At 33.2% G+C, this 18,610-nt stretch carries 21 protein-coding genes; 11 read left to right on the forward strand and 10 right to left on the reverse strand.

The genetic code is table 11. The annotated features are described in order from the left end of the window. Positions 1 to 336: 336 nt before the first annotated feature. On the reverse strand, positions 337 to 939 hold the full coding sequence (locus NSR03_RS08025; RefSeq protein WP_069802022.1) for a peptidylprolyl isomerase: 603 nt from the start codon (positions 937 to 939) through the stop codon (positions 337 to 339). Between the two features lie 67 nt (positions 940 to 1,006). Between NSR03_RS08025 and kapB the strand changes: the two genes are divergently transcribed. From kapB to NSR03_RS08070, 9 genes are all read left to right on the forward strand, one after another. After that, positions 1,007 to 1,387: a sporulation phosphorelay system protein KapB gene (gene kapB / locus NSR03_RS08030; protein ID WP_002508139.1), complete on the forward strand. Its 381-nt coding sequence runs from the start codon at positions 1,007 to 1,009 to the stop codon at positions 1,385 to 1,387. Positions 1,388 to 1,513: 126 nt separating this feature from the next. Further along, complete coding sequence (locus tag NSR03_RS08035; protein ID WP_069821003.1) at positions 1,514 to 3,931, forward strand: Na+/H+ antiporter subunit A; 2,418 nt, start codon at positions 1,514 to 1,516, stop codon at positions 3,929 to 3,931. Beyond that, complete coding sequence (locus NSR03_RS08040) at positions 3,912 to 4,340, forward strand: Na(+)/H(+) antiporter subunit B (RefSeq protein ID WP_002512223.1); 429 nt, start codon at positions 3,912 to 3,914, stop codon at positions 4,338 to 4,340. The genes NSR03_RS08035 and NSR03_RS08040 overlap by 20 nt, the downstream gene beginning before the upstream one ends. Continuing rightward, positions 4,340 to 4,687 carry a Na+/H+ antiporter Mnh1 subunit C gene (gene mnhC1 / locus NSR03_RS08045; RefSeq protein ID WP_002508142.1) on the forward strand — a complete coding sequence of 116 codons (348 nt, stop codon included), beginning with the start codon at positions 4,340 to 4,342 and terminating at the stop codon, positions 4,685 to 4,687. Before NSR03_RS08040 ends, mnhC1 begins: the two co-directional genes overlap by 1 nt. Next, a complete protein-coding gene (locus NSR03_RS08050) occupies positions 4,674 to 6,170 on the forward strand; it encodes a Na+/H+ antiporter subunit D (RefSeq protein WP_002508143.1) in 1,497 nt (498 codons plus the stop codon). The genes mnhC1 and NSR03_RS08050 overlap by 14 nt, the downstream gene beginning before the upstream one ends. Before the next feature lies 1 nt (position 6,171). Then, positions 6,172 to 6,651: a Na+/H+ antiporter subunit E gene (locus NSR03_RS08055; RefSeq protein WP_021339463.1), complete on the forward strand. Its 480-nt coding sequence runs from the start codon at positions 6,172 to 6,174 to the stop codon at positions 6,649 to 6,651. Further along, complete coding sequence (locus NSR03_RS08060; protein WP_031266039.1) at positions 6,651 to 6,944, forward strand: Na(+)/H(+) antiporter subunit F1; 294 nt, start codon at positions 6,651 to 6,653, stop codon at positions 6,942 to 6,944. Before NSR03_RS08055 ends, NSR03_RS08060 begins: the two co-directional genes overlap by 1 nt. Beyond that, positions 6,922 to 7,278, forward strand: coding sequence for a Na+/H+ antiporter subunit G1 (locus tag NSR03_RS08065; RefSeq protein WP_002508146.1), 357 nt, complete (start codon positions 6,922 to 6,924; stop codon positions 7,276 to 7,278). Before NSR03_RS08060 ends, NSR03_RS08065 begins: the two co-directional genes overlap by 23 nt. 184 nt (positions 7,279 to 7,462) lie before the next feature. After that, positions 7,463 to 8,638, forward strand: coding sequence for an NAD(P)-binding domain-containing protein (locus NSR03_RS08070; protein WP_021339462.1), 1,176 nt, complete (start codon positions 7,463 to 7,465; stop codon positions 8,636 to 8,638). Positions 8,639 to 8,659: 21 nt separating this feature from the next. Here the strand turns inward: NSR03_RS08070 and NSR03_RS08075 are convergent, their stop codons facing one another. From NSR03_RS08075 to NSR03_RS08100, 6 genes are all read right to left on the reverse strand, one after another. Then, complete coding sequence (locus NSR03_RS08075) at positions 8,660 to 9,037, reverse strand: hotdog fold thioesterase (RefSeq protein ID WP_021339834.1); 378 nt, start codon at positions 9,035 to 9,037, stop codon at positions 8,660 to 8,662. Positions 9,038 to 9,067: 30 nt separating this feature from the next. Further along, positions 9,068 to 10,384, reverse strand: a complete 1,317-nt coding sequence (locus NSR03_RS08080; RefSeq protein WP_021339835.1) for a Na+/H+ antiporter family protein — start codon at positions 10,382 to 10,384, stop codon at positions 9,068 to 9,070. A 251-nt stretch (positions 10,385 to 10,635) separates the two neighbouring features. Continuing rightward, positions 10,636 to 12,114: a M17 family metallopeptidase gene (locus tag NSR03_RS08085; RefSeq protein WP_069821001.1), complete on the reverse strand. Its 1,479-nt coding sequence runs from the start codon at positions 12,112 to 12,114 to the stop codon at positions 10,636 to 10,638. A gap of 189 nt (positions 12,115 to 12,303) precedes the next feature. Next, positions 12,304 to 13,512 carry an NAD(P)/FAD-dependent oxidoreductase gene (locus NSR03_RS08090; protein ID WP_021339837.1) on the reverse strand — a complete coding sequence of 403 codons (1,209 nt, stop codon included), beginning with the start codon at positions 13,510 to 13,512 and terminating at the stop codon, positions 12,304 to 12,306. A 236-nt stretch (positions 13,513 to 13,748) separates the two neighbouring features. Then, entirely contained in the window at positions 13,749 to 14,108 is a 360-nt protein-coding gene (locus tag NSR03_RS08095) for a HesB/IscA family protein (RefSeq protein ID WP_002512219.1), read from the reverse strand. 12 nt (positions 14,109 to 14,120) lie between these two features. Continuing rightward, positions 14,121 to 14,357, reverse strand: coding sequence for a YuzB family protein (locus NSR03_RS08100; RefSeq protein ID WP_002512218.1), 237 nt, complete (start codon positions 14,355 to 14,357; stop codon positions 14,121 to 14,123). A gap of 454 nt (positions 14,358 to 14,811) precedes the next feature. Between NSR03_RS08100 and NSR03_RS08105 the strand changes: the two genes are divergently transcribed. Then, entirely contained in the window at positions 14,812 to 15,876 is a 1,065-nt protein-coding gene (locus tag NSR03_RS08105) for an NAD(P)/FAD-dependent oxidoreductase (protein ID WP_002508154.1), read from the forward strand. 138 nt (positions 15,877 to 16,014) lie between these two features. On the opposite strand, the gene NSR03_RS08110 is transcribed toward NSR03_RS08105, so the two are convergent. Further along, positions 16,015 to 16,326 carry a YuzD family protein gene (locus NSR03_RS08110; protein WP_002508155.1) on the reverse strand — a complete coding sequence of 104 codons (312 nt, stop codon included), beginning with the start codon at positions 16,324 to 16,326 and terminating at the stop codon, positions 16,015 to 16,017. A 106-nt stretch (positions 16,327 to 16,432) separates the two neighbouring features. On the opposite strand from NSR03_RS08110, the gene NSR03_RS08115 reads away from it, so the two are divergent. Continuing rightward, positions 16,433 to 16,675 (forward strand): NifU family protein, encoded by a 243-nt coding sequence (locus tag NSR03_RS08115; protein WP_002483816.1) that lies wholly within the window; start codon positions 16,433 to 16,435, stop codon positions 16,673 to 16,675. Positions 16,676 to 17,221: 546 nt separating this feature from the next. On the opposite strand, the gene dltD is transcribed toward NSR03_RS08115, so the two are convergent. Then, positions 17,222 to 18,367, reverse strand: a complete 1,146-nt coding sequence (gene dltD / locus NSR03_RS08120) for a D-alanyl-lipoteichoic acid biosynthesis protein DltD (protein WP_069821000.1) — start codon at positions 18,365 to 18,367, stop codon at positions 17,222 to 17,224. Beyond that, entirely contained in the window at positions 18,364 to 18,600 is a 237-nt protein-coding gene (dltC, locus tag NSR03_RS08125) for a D-alanine--poly(phosphoribitol) ligase subunit 2 (protein ID WP_002508158.1), read from the reverse strand. The genes dltD and dltC overlap by 4 nt, the downstream gene beginning before the upstream one ends. Positions 18,601 to 18,610 lie beyond the last annotated feature (10 nt).

An 18,610-nucleotide genomic window follows, 5' to 3' on the forward strand; every position in this document is an offset into this window, starting at 1 on the left:
ACTTGGTACTAACATTTAATAGAAAAATTTCACATTTTATATATTCCATACAATAATTCAACAAAATAAAAACCTGAACCTTCTATGTATAGCAAGTATCTACTCTCATTTAACACTTAAAATTGCTAGACTATAAAAAATGCATACATAAAAATGTGTCTACCTATTTTCAATACGTTTAATTACATTGTTAACTTGTAAAGTACTTTCAATAAAAAAACAGGCTCAACTTCACACTCAACATAAAATTACTAAATTGGGTGTTCGATTGAACCTGTTTTATATATTATATTTTATATTCTGCTTATAATTGCAAAACTATCATTTCTTACTCGCTTACTTTTGGTTTTCTTCGATATCAATTGAATCAATTGTAATATCATGTACTGGTTTATCTTGAGGGCCTACTTTTGTATTTGCAATGTCTTCTAATGTTGCTTTCCCATCTATTAATTGACCAAAAACTGTATGTTTTTGATCTAACCAAGGTGTACCACCATTTTCACCGTATGCTTTAACAATCGGTTCTGGCCAACCACCATCTGCTAATTGACTTAGCATTGATTCAGGTACTTCTGTCATTTGGACAATGAAGAATTGAGATCCATTTGTATTTGGACCAGAGTTTGCCATCGATAAAGCACCATATAAATTAAATGCTTCAAGTGAGAACTCATCTTCGAATGCGCCACCATAAATACTTTCGCCACCCATGCCACTTGCTGTTGGGTCTCCGCCTTGTACCATAAAGTCATTAATTACACGGTGGAAAGTCACACCATTGTAATAACCATTTTTAGCATGTGTTACAAAGTTTTTCACTGTTTTTGGTGCCACGTCAGGTAATAATTTAAATGTCATATCTCCTTTATTTGTGTGTAATACCATTTTAATTTCGTTACCGTTTATTTCTGAATTTAACTGAGGATAGTTCGTCATTTTTATTCTCCATTTCATGTTAAGATGATATATGTATTCTAACACAAATGAAGGGATGTATTGAATTATGTTATATCGTTTTGCACATAAAACTGGAAGTTACGGTGTCATAATAAAGGAAGAAGATGAAAATCAAGTCTTAGTACAAGTGGAACAAGTTATCAAACACCCAAAACAAGGTGATTTACATAGCCCAACTGAAACTGAAAATGTATTTTTTCATGAGCGTAAAGCGTTAAGTCATTTTGAAAAGCGCTATACAACTAAATCGCATCTTAAATCATTCACAGAAGACGAATTACCTTATGAACAATCACTACAACAAGCAATCACTAAACTGGAACTTAAATTAAAAGATCAGGATACGTTACATGCAAAGAAATCACTCGAGAATTTACAGCAACTTAAGAAAGATTACGCAATTCAATATAAACAAAATTTTGAATAAAAATACTGCGTTTCTTCTTATTTAAATAAACATTAAATTCATGTGCTTCATGGGTTAGCCATGTTTTTCAGAATAGTCTAATTCATGTATAATAACCTTATACTATTTTTAAAGGAGGATAAAATAATGAGTTTGTTACATATAGCGGTTCTTCTACCGTTAATATTTGCACTCATTATTCCATTTGTATATCGGTTTCATAAACGAATACATTTAGGATGGTTTGTGTTACCTATCCCCGTCGTCTTATTTATATATTTCCTCTCATATATTTCTACAACCATGTCAGGGAATACCGTAATGCAGAAAGCAAACTGGATGCCTCATTTTGGTATGAATTTCGATTTATATGTTGATGGTCTGGGATTACTATTCAGTTTGTTAATAACTGGCATTGGTAGTTTAATCGTACTATATTCTATAAGTTATTTAAGTCGACAAGAGCAATTAGGGAATTTTTATTGTTATCTCTTGCTCTTTATGGGTGCAATGTTAGGTGTTGTTTTATCTGATAATATTATTATGTTATATCTATTTTGGGAGTTAACTTCATTTTCTAGTTTTCTACTCATATCATTTTGGCGTGACAAACAAGCATCTATTTACGGTGCTCAAAAATCAATGCTTGTCACTGTCTTTGGTGGCTTGTCACTACTGGGTGGTCTTATTTTATTATCACTCGCAGGTGGCTCTACAAGCATTCAAGAACTTATTGGAAATGCATCTGAAATCCAAACAAGTCCGTATTTCATTTTATCAATGATATTCGTATTAATTGGTGCCATGACAAAATCTGCTCAAGTTCCATTTTACGTTTGGTTACCGGATGCAATGGAAGCGCCAACACCGGTCAGTGCCTACTTACACTCAGCTACAATGGTTAAAGCGGGTCTTTACTTAGTAGCACGTATGACACCCATCTTTGCACTTTCGCAAGGTTGGATTTGGACAGTAACTGCTGTCGGTTTAATTACTCTATTTTGGGCGTCATTAAACGCTACAAAACAACAAGATTTAAAAGGTATCTTAGCATTTTCTACCGTTTCACAACTTGGTATGATTATGTCTATGTTAGGTATAGGTGCAGTAAGTTATCATTTTGAAGGTGCTGAAAGTCAACTTTATGTTGCTGCGTTCACCGCTGCTATGTTCCATCTTATAAATCACGCTACATTTAAAGGTGCGTTATTTATGATTGCTGGTGCCATTGACCATAGTACAGGTACTCGTGATGTAAAAAAATTAGGTGGATTGCTAACAGTAATGCCTATTTCTTTTACAATTACCATAATCACCTCACTCAGTATGGCAGGGGTGCCACCGTTTAACGGTTTCCTTTCTAAAGAGAAGTTCTTGGAAAGTATGATTGAGGTCACAAACGTTAACTTATTTAGTTTAAATACGCTTGGCTTATTAATTCCAATCGTAGCAATTATCGGTAGTATATTTACATTTGTATATTCTATAAGATTTATTGGCCAAATCTTCTTAGGTAGCCATAAATCAGATGCATTACCGAAAAAAGCACATGAAGCTTCTATACTAATGTTGTTTTCACCAGCTATTTTAGCAATATTAGTTATAGTATTTGGGTTCTTCCCTTCTATATTAACGGGATCAATTATTGAACCTGCTGTTAATTCAATCAGTCAAAGTACTGGAACGCATGCAGAATTCCATATGTTCCATGGTTTTACACCAGCATTTTTCTCTACCATTGGTATATATATTGTTGGTATATTGCTAATTTTATCGTTTGGCTATTGGGTGCGCTTATTACGCGCACATCCTACAAAACTTACAATCAATTACTGGTATGATAAGTTCGGTAATGATTCGCCAGGTTACTCAAGTAAGTTCACAAATGCTTATGTGACTGGTTTTACGCGTAACAACTTAGTAATTATATTTATTTCTTTAATTTTAATTACTTTAGCTACATTATTAGTCACACCATTTGGGATTAACTTTAAAGACGTGAGTGAAGTACGTCCATTTGAATTAATCATAGTGGTACTTATAATTACATCATCTTCTATGATTATATTTGCACGTTCACGACTGTTCAGCATCATTATGGCAAGTGCTGTAGGTTATTCTGTCGCTATATTCTTTATATTCTTTGGCGCACCAGACTTAGCCTTAACACAGTTTATAGTTGAATCAATTTCTACAGCGTTATTCTTATTGTGTTTCTATCACTTACCAAACTTAAACAGACATAAAGAGACGCGTTCATTCAAACTTGTAAATGTTTTAATTTCTATTGGTGTGGGTGCAGTCGTAACTGTACTTGGCTTAATCGCTTATGGTAACCGACATTTTAGCTCTATTTCTGAATTCTACAAAGAGCATGTATATGACTTAGCACACGGTACAAATATGGTTAACGTTATACTTGTCGATTTCCGTGGTACCGATACTTTATTCGAATCTGCGGTGCTTGGAATCGCTGGTTTAGGTGTATATACAATGATCAAACTTCGTACAAGTAATAAAACAAATGACGAAGGAGGTAAAAACATTGAAAAGACAGAAGAATAATATAATCTTTCAATATTCAGCTGTTGTTATCTTCTTCCTCATCGTAATGTTTGGTTTATCTTTATTTTTGGCAGGACATTACACACCAGGTGGTGGCTTCGTAGGTGGACTGTTATTAGCCAGTGCGCTTGTCATCATCACTGTGGCTTTTGATATTAAAACTATGAAAAAAATCTTTCCTTGGGATTTCAAAATATTAATAGGCATTGGTTTGCTATTTTGTATAGCAACACCTATGGCGAGTTGGTTTTATAGTAAAAACTTCTTCACGCACACACCGTTTGAAATACCTTTAGGAATATTACAACCGATAGAAATGCACACAGCAACATTCTTTGACTTAGGCGTACTGTTTGCGGTTGTCGGTACCATAATGACTATAATCTTATCGATTGGAGAGGATGAGTAATGGAAATAGTAATGATATTTGTTTGTGGTATCCTCACAGCAATGAGCGTCTACCTCATTCTTTCTAAGAGTTTGATACGTATCATTATTGGGAGTACCCTTTTAACACACTCTGCCAACTTATTTTTAATTACAATGGGTGGGTTGAAAAAAGGTGAAGTACCGATATTTGAAAAAGATATTACTTCATATGTAGATCCGCTACCACAAGCGTTAATTTTAACAGCTATTGTAATTTCATTTTCTGTAACAGCGTTCTTCTTAGTACTTGCCTTTAGAAGTTATAAAGAGTTAGGAACTGACAACGTAGAAAGTATGAAAGGAGTGCTAGATGATGATCGAGAGTAATCTCATTATTTCACTACTCGTCATACCAATGTTAACTATTATTGCACTTGTGTTCATTGGTAAGCGCCCTATTATTAAACGATACGTTGCACTAAGCGGGACAGCTGTCACATTAATTTTTGCATTTATTAACTTAAACAACGTATTAAAGAATGGGATTATAACTTTAGAACTTGGTTCATGGGAAGCTCCATATAGTATTGTATTAGTACTCGATATATTTAGTATCCTTCTCGTGATTTCAAGTTTAATCGTAACAATGCTGATTATTTTATATTCTTATCAATCAGTGGGCATAGAACGTGAAACGTATTACTACTACTTCGCAGTAATGTTCATGCTAACAGGTGTCATAGGTTCATTTATCACAGGTGATATTTTTAACTTATTCGTATTCTTCGAAGTATTCTTACTGGCATCTTATATTCTATTAGTTATCGGTGGTACGAAAGTACAATTAAGTGAAACAATAAAATATGTACTTATAAATGTTACATCATCCGCTTTCTTTGTTATTGCGGTAGCAATGCTCTACTCGGTAGTTGGTACGTTAAATTTAGCCGATATTGGTGAAAAATTAGGACAACTACCTGCTGCTGATACTGGGATTGTAAATATCATATTCATCATGTTTATCTTTGTATTTGCAACAAAAGCCGGCGTTTTTCCAATGTACATTTGGCTACCAGGTGCTTATTACGCCCCACCAATTGCAATCATTGCCTTTTTCGGTGCATTATTAACAAAAGTTGGTGTCTATGCAATTGCCAGAACATCAAGTCTATTCATTCATGATACATCAAGCTTTCCGTTCTACATTATTCTTTTCTTAGCATTATTAACCATTATTTTTGGTTGTGTAGGTGCAGTGAGTTATTTTGATACTAAGAAAATTATTATCTACAATATTATGATTGCTGTCGGCGTTATTTTAGTCGGTGTAGCTATGATGACCCAAACTGGTATGATGGGTGCTATTTATTACACGTTACATGATATGTTAATTAAAGCAGCACTGTTTTTCTTAATTGGTGTTATGTACAAAATTACTAAAACGCATGACTTACGTAAGTACAGTGGTCTCATTAAAGACTATCCAGTTTTAGGTTGGACATTCTTTATTGCAGCGCTTAGCTTAGCAGGCATACCACCACTAAGTGGTTTTTATGGTAAATTTTATATTGTTCAGGCTACCTTCGAAAAAGGTTTCTATTTAAGTGGTATTGTCATACTGCTTTCAAGTCTTGTTGTACTTTATTCCGTTATTCGTATATTCTTACAAGGATTCTTTGGCGAATCAAAGGGATATAAAATCAATCCTAAATTACAATATAAAGGTATACTTGCGATTGCTATTGTATCAGTTGTAATTTCAGTACTTTTCGGATTATCTGCAGACTTTCTACATCCAATTATAAAAGATGCTGCAGAGGCGTTCTATGATCCAAGTGTTTATATCGATGGCGTATTGGGGGGAAAATAATATGGCAGTCCAAATATTAGTAAATTTACTTTTATCCGTTTTTTGGTTGTTTGTAACAGGGAGTTATACTTTTAATAACTTTATACTAGGCTACTTATTTGCCCTATTATTAGTATACCTAATGCGTGGTATTTTACCTGGAAGGTTTTATATTATTACAGTTTATAAAATAATTAAACTTTGTTTTGTTTTCATTATAGAATTAATAAAAGCAAATATAGATGTGATACGTATTATTATTAAACCTAAGATGGACAATGAACCAGCATTTTTCACTTATAATACTGACTTGAAAACAGACTGGGAAATTGCGTTATTATCTAATTTAATAACTTTAACACCTGGTACAGTAGTGTTGGGTATAAGTGATGATCGTACTGAAATTTATATACATTGTATTGATTTTAGTACAAAAGAGGAGGAAGTGGACGGTATTAAATCCTCCCTTGAAAAAGTCGTTAGAGAGGTAGGCGAAAAATGATGAACTACAATATAATCTTAATTATCGCATTAGTCATCGTAGCGTTGTCTATGTTAGGTATGCTTGTGCGTGTAATCTTAGGTCCTTCTCTAGCTGACCGCGTTGTTGCACTTGATGCAATAGGTATTCAACTTATGGCCATCGTCGCATTATTCAGTGTGTTCTTAGGCACTAAATATTTAATGGTCGTCATCCTATTAATCGGCATTTTAGCATTCTTAGGTACAGCAGTATTTGCGAAATATATGGATAAAGGTAAGGTGATTGAATATGATAACGACGATCGTCATTAGTATCGCACTTATTTTAGTTATCCTTGGTTCACTCATCAGTGCACTTGCAGCGATTGGACTCTTACGTTTAGATGATGTCTATTCAAGGGCACATGCTGCTGGTAAGGCAGCTACATTAGGAGCTATGTTATTAATTAGTGGTGTATTCTTGTTCTTTATTGGACGTGAAGGCTACGCAAGTATGCAGTTACTTATTGGTATATTATTTATCTTAATTACCGGTCCATTATCAAGCCACCTCATTGTTAAAGCTGCATATAATTTAGATACACCCGCTTCAAAACGAACAAAACGTAACGATTTAAAAGATGAGTTAAAAGATACAAAAATCTAATATAAATTGCTTTTCCCTATATTATGAAACACTCAGCTATCATTAAATAGCTGAGTGTTTTTTTATAATTTATAGACACAGATTAAGATAATTTTAACCAGTATGTTCATTTCTATTTGTCATAGATAAAAATTAATGATATATTAAATCGTAATCATTTCGTTTTAAAGGAGATTTAATACTTATGACAACTTGGACAATTATCGGTGGTGGTTTGCATGCTGCTACAATAGCTATCAAACTAAGATCGAAGGGGTTAAAAAGTGACCGTTTAAAAATTATAGACCCACATCATAATCTCTGCGAACAATTCAATAATTATACTAAACGTATAGACATGCCCTATTTACGTTCCCCATGTGTACATCATGTTCATCCTAACCCATTTCATTTGAAACAATATGCTAAGAAAATGCACTACACACATCCAGCTTATGGTCCCTACAAACGACCAAACCGTGATATGTTTATGGATCATACGCATGAGCTTATTCATCACTTTGAATTAAACCAAAGTCATATACAAAGTTATGTCAATAAAATAGAAAAAGACGACAAGCAATGGTTAATACAATTAAGCAATAATGAATGGGTACATACAGATAATTTAATCATTGCTTTTGGCTGTAATCATGAACCATACACGCCTAAACTGTTTGTACAACAACCCGATATATCACATGTGTTCGATAACGATGAATCCTATTATCAGGAAACTTCACATGTCGTTGGTAGTGGTATATCAGCTGCACATTTATGCTTAAGACTATTAAAAGAAAATAACAATAAAATTCACTTGTGGACGAATAAACACATAGATGTACATGATTTTGATGCAGACCCAGGATGGCTCGGTCCTAAAAATATGACTTCTTTTAATGCCATTGAATCTTCTGAACAAAGATTTGATATTATTAAACGCGAGCGACATAGAGGATCTATGCCTAAAGAACTAGAATTAAGGCTTAAAAAGTACATCAAACAAAACAGATTGAATATGCATATCAATGAACTTACAGATATTCAACAACATCATATTTGCACTGAAAATTATTGCTTGCGCTATGATCATATTTTATTAGCTACAGGGTTTAAAGAATCAATCATGCAGCAGTCCATTATTAAGCACCTTACGAATCACTTCCAAGCTCCTATAGCATCCTGCGGCTTGCCATATATTTCTCCAACCTTAGAATGGTTACCTAACCTCTTTGTCACAGGTGGTTTAGCTGATTTAGTGCTTGGACCATTTGCACGCAATATTATGGGCGGACGTGAAGCAGCACTTCGTATTGCAGAAGCTTATGATGAAATTGAAAATAAAAGCAAATCAAAAAGCGCTATAAAGTTAAATAATTAACTTTATAGCGCTTTTTGATTATTAACGTTTCAGAGGCTTTATAGCAATTGTTCCGCGCATGACACAAATTAATCTATCTGTATCATCTTTAATATCTATATTCCAGACCTGTGTTGTCTTACCCTCATGTATGATAGATGCTGTTGCGTAAATTGTACCCTCTGTAGTAGATCCAATATGATTTGCATTCATTTCTAATCCTAATGGTACATATTGAGCCGTATCGATTAAATATGCCGCACCCATAGAACAAGCTGTCTCTCCTAATGCTAAACTCGCACCACCATGTAAATAGCCAAATGGTTGTTTAACTTGATCCGTTACTGGCATAGACATAATTAACAAACCCTGTGCTTCTTTTTCTATTTTCATATTTAACGCTTCTAACATATTGGTCATTGCTGTCACTCCGTTTTCCACTTAATAGCTTTATAGTACCATAGCAGCAATTGTACCGAAAATAATTAACGGTATATTGTAAAACACAAAGTTAGGTATACACGTATCTCTAATGTGATCATGCTGACCATCAACGTCTAATCCAGCAGTTGGGCCAAGTGTTGAATCACTTGCGGGCGAACCAGAATCACCTAACGCACTCGCTGTACCAATTAAAGCTATAAGCCCCATTGTGCTTAATCCTAAAGATTCGCCTAACGGAACAAATAATGTAGCTATAATAGGTATCGTAGCAAATGATGAGCCAATACCTAACGTGACAACTAATCCAATCAAATACATTACAATAATACTTATAAGTTTATTATCTCCTATGACACCACTTATGCCATTCACTAACTTAGAAATGTCACCTGTTTCATTCATCACACCCGCAAAACCATTTGCAGATAAAATAACGACACCGATAAAGGACATAATTTGTATACCCTCAACAAATTTCTTATCTAATTCAGTCCATTTATATGCTCTAGAAATAAAGAATACTAGGACACCTGCTAATGCACCAAATATCATTGAATCAGTAAGTAATTGTACAAGGAATGTTGCGATAATGGAAACTACTGTAACTATAAGTATATAAGGTTTAATTTCAGTGTGAGTTGTATCTTTTACTTCATCACGTTGTATATATTTTCTTGGCTTTCTATAATAGTATATACCTGCAATCAAGCCGACAATATACCCTATCGATGGTATAAGCATCGATTTCCAAATCATACCCATTTCAATTGGATGATCTGCTTTTGAAAAACCACTTTGAATAATTTGGTGGTAAATCTGTCCAAAACCAAAAGGCATAAGAACATAAGGAAAACATAAACCAAAGCCAATGATGATTGCTATTTGTCTTCTATCGATATTAAGTTCATTAAATAAACTGATTAATGGTGGAATAACGATTGGGATAAATGCAATATGTACAGGAATTAAGTTCTGACTCATTATACTTATCGCTAATAATGCAACAATAATAATAATTTTCACTTTTACTCGTGACATTTTACTATTTTCAGCATGAATAGCATCTATAATTTTATTCACTAAATAATCGGTAATGCCACTATAAGAAATAAGTGCTGCAAAACCACCTAACAAGGCATAACTAAGTGCTACTTCAGCACCATCTACTATATTTTTACCAAATACGGACACAATTTCAGTGATATTCATTCCTGAAATTAAGCCACCTACGAGCGCACCAATAAATAAACTTATCACTACATTTAATCTACATAAACATAAGACAATCATCAGTACGACTGCTATAACTACTGCATTTATCACAAAGCATGACTCCTTTACCACGTTATCGAACTAAAGCGTTACGAAATTTATAATATCAATATCCACTTCAATTGTCAATGGCATTTATCCAATGTGTTTCCATATTTTTAGCTCATTGGTAATTCATAACCTACTGTCAAATGATTATTACATGTTTTTCATATTATAAATAGAAAAATGGAAAACCCTATAAAATAATTTATGAGTTTTCCATTAAAATAATAACAAAATGATTTAAATTACTTTAACATTTACTTTAATGTGCGCAACCATTGAACAATAGTTGGAATTAAATAGCCTGTCGGTCCTTTTTGTCCTTTATATGTGTTGCTTTCAGTTGTTGCAGGCCCTGCAATGTCAAAATGTAAATGAGGTGTCTCACCTGCAAAATGATTAATAAATGTAGCAGCAAACAAAGCTTTTCCATGACCATTCGTATGATTCACTAAATCAGCGACTTCACTTTTACGGATTAAACTTTGTTCTGTAGAGGTCATTGGTAATTCAAAAACATATTCGTCTACTAATTGTGCTTTAGCAATTATAGCCTCAAGCTGGTGTTCTGCGTTATGTTTAAACACTGCAGCTTTATCTTCACCAAGTGCGGCTACAGCTGCGCCGGTTAAAGTTGCAAAATCAAGAATTACTTGTGGCTGAAATTGGTTTGCATAAAATACTGCATCACCTAATGCTAAGCGTCCTTCAGCATCCGTATTCAATACTTCAACAGATTCACCGTTTAACGCTGTATAAACATCGTCAGGTTTCATAGCTATTTCATTCACCATATTTTCAGCAGCTGCAATAACCCCTACAATATTTACTTTTAGTTTTAATTGGCGTGCTGCTTCAATCATTGCGATCACATTCGCAGAACCACACATATCATACTTCATCGTTTGCATGCCTATTTTCGGCTTAATAGAATAGCCACCCGAATCGTAAGTGATACCTTTACCTACAAGTGCTATAGGCTCAGCATCCGCATTGCCTCCATTATATGTAAGTGTAATAACTCTAGGACCATGCTTTGAACCTTTACCAACTGCATGTATTAATCCAAAGCCTTCACGTTGTACGGTATCGCTATCTTTAATATCGACAGCAACGTCTGTATCTTTAAAGTGATTTTGAATGCATTCAGCATAATAACCTGGTGTTAATATATTAGGCGGTATATTACTATAATCGCGCGCTAAATTAATCGATGAACCAATAATTAATCCTTGCTTAACAAATGTGTGCACTGCTGAACTTTCTGTATGTATATCTAAATCAAGTTGATAAGGCGGCATTTTATTCGTTTTATAGCCATCAAATTGATACGTTGCTTGTTCACTTTGTTGCCCTAAAATTTCTGCAACCGTATCTATCGTAATTACTTGAGAGCCAAACGTATCAAATAAGAGTGAAGCCTGAGTAATTCTATCTTTTTTTAAATATTGAAATAAGTTGCCAAATACTTTTAAAAAATCACTATAGTTTGTTGTTTTTAAATTGCCTAAACCAACTGTGATGAGTTTTAATTTTTTACCATTTAATGAAAACAGTGTACTAGAAATTGTCCCAACATTTGTATTAATAATTTGATTGCGTTTTAGTTCTTCTAATTTTTCAATTATATTTTCATCTTCTATAGTTAACTCACTAATTTGATTCAAGTGTTCTGGCACACCAACTACTAAAGTTTTATTGTTAATATTAGTATTGCTTTGCATTGTTACTTGCATTGCGCATCCCTCTTTTTCAATTATATTTTTAATGTGTCATTATCTATCCATTATTTTATTAAAAATAATACTACAGTTTATATGGCTTAGTGCTTTTTTATTTAATAAAAAGACCTATCTATTTACTAGACAGGTCTTTTTAAGTACAGAATCACATAGTGCATGCGCCTGTATTATTTAATTGCTATATTAAAATTTACCTTTTTTAAATGCTAAGCCGACACCGCCAAGTTTGTAAACTGCACGTGTATCGATAACTTTTTTCATGAAAGCAGCTTTTTTACCTTGAATATCTTTACCGTAAACAACGCCTACACCATCATTAGAACCTAATGAACATACAGTACCACGATCAACATATTCAAATTCTTGAGTTGGTTGACCTTCTAAAATATTTATAATATTTTTAGCAGTTTGTTCACCTTGTTGCATAGCAATTTGCGCAGTTGTTGGTAATGGACGTTCTTCACCAGCTGGAATAAATGCAGAAACATCACCAATTGCAAAGACATCGTCATAACCTTCTATAGTTAAATCTTGTTTAGTAACGATGCGTCCACGTTTAACACCTTCAAATGATTCTTCCATTAAATTGCTACCACGAACACCAGCAGCCCATACAACTGTATTAGCTTCTAGTTGTTGCTCTTCATCGTTAACTTTTACTACGAAACCTTTTTCGTTAGCTGCAACGATTGGAGTACCAATTTTGAATTCTACGCCTCTATCTTCTAAGTAACTTACAGCGTGGTTAACTAATTCATCAGAGAACATTGGTAACATTTTTGGAGCAGCTTCGACACAAGTAATTTTAACTTTGCCTTGTTCTACACCATATTTATTACATAATTCAGGGATGCGGTCAGTTAATTCACCTAAGAATTCCACACCAGTAAATCCTGCGCCACCAACAATAATAGCTAAATCTTTGTCATCTTTTTGTTTAGAAGATGCATAGTTAGCAAATTTATCTTCGATATGACGAGATAATTTACGAGCAGTTAAAACGTTTTCGATTTGGAAAGCATGGTCTTTCATGCCTTTGATACCAAATGTTTCAGTTTCGAAACCTAATGATACAACTAAGATATCGTAATCAAAAATACCAGCGTCAGTTTCTACTTTTTTAGCATTGCGGTCGATTTTTGTAACTTCTGCTTTAACAAAGTTAACTTTGTCTTTGTTTACTACACTTTCAACTGGATATAGTAAATCTTCATAGCTAATCGTACCTGCTGAAGCTTCATGTAACCAAGTAGCTTCATAATGGTAATCATTTTTATTAATTAATGTAACTTCAGCTTCATCTGCTGAAATTTGCTTTTGTAATTTTGTAATAGTTTGTAAACCTGCATAACCCGCGCCTAAAACTAATACTTTTTTACGATCTTGAGCCATTTCATTCACCTAAACTTTCATAATTTTTTTGTTGCCTTAGTCTTTTGCTATACCCTATATTTTAATTAGTAATTCACAAAAAAGACATTTTTTATCCAATACTAATTTTATAGTTTTTATAGCTTATTTTCAAGCGCTAATGCCCATATTGTTTATTATTTCACATAAACTTATAAAAGGCTATAGCTCACCTTGGATATTATGCGAACTATAGCCTTTAAATTTTAAAAATTAAATTAACAATCTTCTGGAGAACCAGCAACTTTGGCTGTTCTAAATGAACTACCGCAACCGCAAGATGCAATTGCGTTTGGATTATCAATTTGGAAACCGCCGCCCATGAGTGACTGTTTGAAATCAATTCTAGTACCATCTAATACAGGTTTGTCATATTTTTCTACAAGTATCTTCAAACCGTGGACTTCCAAGACTTCATCATTTTCACCTGGCTCTGCTTCAGCTGACATACCATAAGTAAGGCCTGTACAACCTCCACCATTTATTTTAATTTTTAAATAACCATCTGCCATATCATTTTGCTGTAACATGTCTTTTACTTCATATGCTGCTGCTTCAGTTATTTCAACTACTGCCATTATAATTACCCCCTAAAAAATCCATGTTTCTTCTATATGTGCGTAAATTTTTTGTAATAAGTCATCTGGCGATTCACCTTCAACGATATCACCATTCACTAGTGCGTACAACCCACTTGAACATAGTCCACAATTTTGTAAGCAACCATATTCTAATACGTCTACTTCTGGGTCATTTTCAAGTTGATTATATACGTAGTCCCCGCCTTTCGCTAAATTCGAAATGCAGAACTCAATTATTGGATTCATAATACACCCTCTCATAAATTATCAGTTATACAATTATAACAAACACTGCACATAGTTGACTACATACTAGCTTATAAAATCCACACTTTTATACTGTCTTATCAACCAGAATAAACAATTGATTATAGATATATAATTAATCAATTAGCCACATTTATTTATCAAATAGATTGCGTCAAAACAAGCCGTTATTACTTAAGTAGATGAAATAATAAATTCTGTTACAAATTAAATGTAATTACAAATAATAAAGTATCTACTTTATTTGTAGAAGTATTCAAAAAGGCTTATAATATATCTAAGTAAGCTGATTATAGAAAATTGGTATATCGATGAAAGACGAAATATGATTTAACCACATTATATTTAATAACTTACATTGACGAGTTGAAGATAAAATACATCTCATTTTATCTTAATGCTCAATACAATTTTTACTAGAGGGGTATCACAAATGAAAAACTTAGTCTTATTAGGTGGCGGCTATGGAAATATGCGCATCATGTCACATATTTTACCATCTGCACTTCCTGAAAATTATACGGTCACATTAATTGATCGTATGCCTTACCACTGTTTAAAGCCAGAGTTTTATGAGTTGGCTGCTGGTACTAAATCTGATAAGGATGTTCGTATGAATTTTCCTGATTCTGATCGCATCAACAATGTTTTTGGAGAAATTAATGATATCGATTTAGAAGATCAAATTATTTCCGTTGGCAATACGAAAGTAGATTATGATGAATTAGTGATTGGTTTAGGCTGTGAAGATAAGTATCACAGTGTGCCAGGTGCTGAAGAATACACACATAGTATTCAAACATTATCTAAATCTCGTGAGACATTCCACCATTTAAGCGAATTACCAAATGGCGCCAAAGTAGGTATCGTTGGTGCTGGGTTAAGTGGTATCGAATTAGCAAGTGAACTACGTGAAAGTCGAGAAGATTTAAAAATCTACCTCTATGACAGAGGCGAACGTATTCTACGTCGTTTTCCTGAAAAGTTAAGTCAATATATTGAAAATTGGTTTAAGAAAAATGATGTAACTGTAGTACCAAACTCTGATATTAATCGCGTAGAACCAGGCTGTATCTATAATAATGATGTACCTGAAGAATTAGATTTAGTCGTATGGACTGCAGGTATTCAACCTGTTGAGGTAGTTAGAAACCTTCCAATAGACATTAGTAAAGGTGGCCGTGTTATTTTAAATCAATATCACCAAGTGCCTACCTACAAAAACGTCTATGTGGTAGGTGACTGTGCAGAATTACCGCACGCACCAAGTGCACAGCTCGCTGAAGCACAAGGTGATCAAATTGCAGATGTTATGAAATTGCAATGGCAAGGTAAAGCACTTCCAGAAAAAATGCCTGAAATTAAAGTTCAAGGTTTCCTCGGCTCACTTGGGGATAAAAAAGGATTTGCTTATATAATGGACCGAACTGTTACCGGCCGCTTAGCTTCTATTTTAAAATCAGGCGTGCTATGGTTATATAAATACCATAACGGTTAAAAAGTACTCTCTCCTCAAAATTAGTAATACGAAAAACAAATTTGGACAATAAAGCGCTTAAGACATTATAATAAGATGTCTCAAGCGCTTTATCTTTTTAAAACGTAATATTTAATTGAAAGACTAAATAGGATGTGATTAATGCGCATCCATAAATTTCGTTATATCTTTTAATTGTACATAACCATCTGATACATATTCTTCATTTATAGTAACTAATGGATAGAATAATTCATCTTCTTGAATGCGTTCAATGTACTGTTGGTCATGATCTGTTAAGTTCTCAGTATCTTTTTCAATATCAATATATGTGAATTCAAACTGAACATCTGGATATTTCCTTTTTAACAATGGTTGTAACCAATCGTAAGTATTGCGTGCTGTTGGCGCATTAACGCAACTTGCACAAACAATATCTGCACCATAAACGATGACACTAGCTTTATTCATTTTAACATTCCCCTTTTGTATTGATTGATAGATTTTTCCTTACATTTCTATTATAATAAAAAGATAAGTAGAATATGAAATAACTCACTTGAAAGGAGGCATTTCCATGCCAACTGAAAACGTAACAATGTTTGATCAAGTAGCAGAAGTAATTGAAAAACTTCGTCCCTTCTTACTACGTGATGGCGGTGACTGTTCACTCGTTGATGTAGAAGATGGTATTGTTAAACTACAACTACATGGTGCATGTGGTACATGCCCTAGTTCAACAATCACTTTAAAAGCAGGTATTGAACGTGCTTTGCATGAAGAAGTACCAGGAGTAATCGAAGTAGAACAAGTATTCTAATTGATATATTCATATATAGATAACATCTCAAGATTAAGTTTCTTTCGAGCACTTTAATTAACTATTTCATTTTTGTAATGCGAATAGTTTCAAAGCATAGTCAAGCTAAACGAATAACATCGTTTAGCTTTTTATTTTGCAAAAATTACAAGTGCTTTACTAGAAATGTATTCTCCGTCATAATATCAATTTTCCGACTAATTATACAATATTCCGTACTTTTCCATCGTATATTTCTAGTGAATGCCACTTTTTGGATTGTTTAAAGTTAAACAAGAAGTGGAGTTATCTTAATGGCAATAAGCATAAAGAAAATTGTTGATCATCGAGCTACTCAAATATATAAAACATAAAAATGATGGCTTCTATTTTATTTCACATAGAAACCATCATTTTTCAGTTATCTAAGAAGCTTATGTTCCAGATTTAATCCATAATTTTAACTATAAAAAAGAATAGAAGCGTTGAAACTTTCACATTTTCAATTCAGACAACAACTTGATTGATTTAACAATAGACTCTGAAACTTGTTAGTAAAATGCTAAATTATTCTTGTAAGTGTTGATTAATTCTTTCGCTTATATACACCCAGCCTTTCCAGCCAATATGTACTGCATCACTTACAACGTATGGTTCATAATCTTTATCTGACATATCATAAACGTCCCCACCATGCTCTACAATTGTTTGATTAATTTTTTTATAGATACCTTGTCTTCTCTGTTTATCAATACCAATATAATCATACCACTTACCATTAGATGGTAAGATTATATATTCAACATCAGCCCCAGCTTCGTTTAGTGTGTTTACTAACAATGCTAAATCATTAAACTCTGGAGAGTTAATATTAAACTCATAATCTCTATTTATTTTACGTTTATGACTTTTTATTAAATCCCAATATTCATCTCTAATACCAAACTCATTTGATTTCGTTCGTGCTTCACCATATTTTTCTGCTTGCTTTTGAATATCCTCCCATGACTGACCTTCTTGAGTTACAGGTTTAACTTGCGATAATGGAGAAGTAGTTAACGGAAACATCGCTTTTATTAATTCAATTTTTTTCAATTGATTATCTGTGAAAGATGAAATATAAGTGTTCTTAACATTTTGAGGTTGTTGCGCTACTTTTTTCAAATACGCCTTATTTTCAGCATCTTTAAACTGTAATAGTCTTTTAGCAAAACGTTGTTTAAGTTCAGGGCTTAACTTATTTTGTTTAAACAGTTGGTTTAACTGTCCTTTAGCAATACGTGCTTTAAAATTTTCAGATGTTAAACCATTATTAGTAAACCATTGCGGTGATACAATAAACGCTATTTTTTTACCTTTAAGATTATCATATTGCGAACCAATTTCTACTGCATTGACTAAATCTGTTGAACCACCTGTTCCAATTAAAAATGGTTTCTCAGGAATATTTTTATCATTGTTTATTAATAAAGCTGGGTTAAAAGGATCATCTTTTTCAAGTTCACTCGAACCATAAATTGGATAATATGCATCAGATTCATACATCTTATCTTGAATTAATGTTCCTTTTAACACTTGATCTGATAACGATATACGTTGTGTTTCTAAAGTTTTTGAATTAATTAAACCTGTAAACCAACTTACTGGTATAGCTAAGAAAATTCCAAACAATATAAGACTTGCGATGATTCGTATAAATGGTTTTAGTTTCATCTTAATTCTTCTAAAACCGCTACTATTTTATTTGGTGTTTCCCATTCGTCTCTATCAAAATCCATGATTGAAACCTCTATATCTAATTTGTTTTGTATTTCTAGTAAAAGTCCCACTGTTTGAAAAGAGTCTATTATACCTTCTTCAAATAATTCAACATCTGGATTTTCTTTAACGATACTATTTTCAGCTACTTCTTCTAATAAATCTAAAACTTGTTTTCTAAATTCCATAAAAATTCCT

It is taken from the genome of Staphylococcus sp. FSL W8-1207, from assembly GCF_038003745.1.
Classification (GTDB): Bacteria; Bacillota; Bacilli; order Staphylococcales; family Staphylococcaceae; genus Staphylococcus; species Staphylococcus equorum.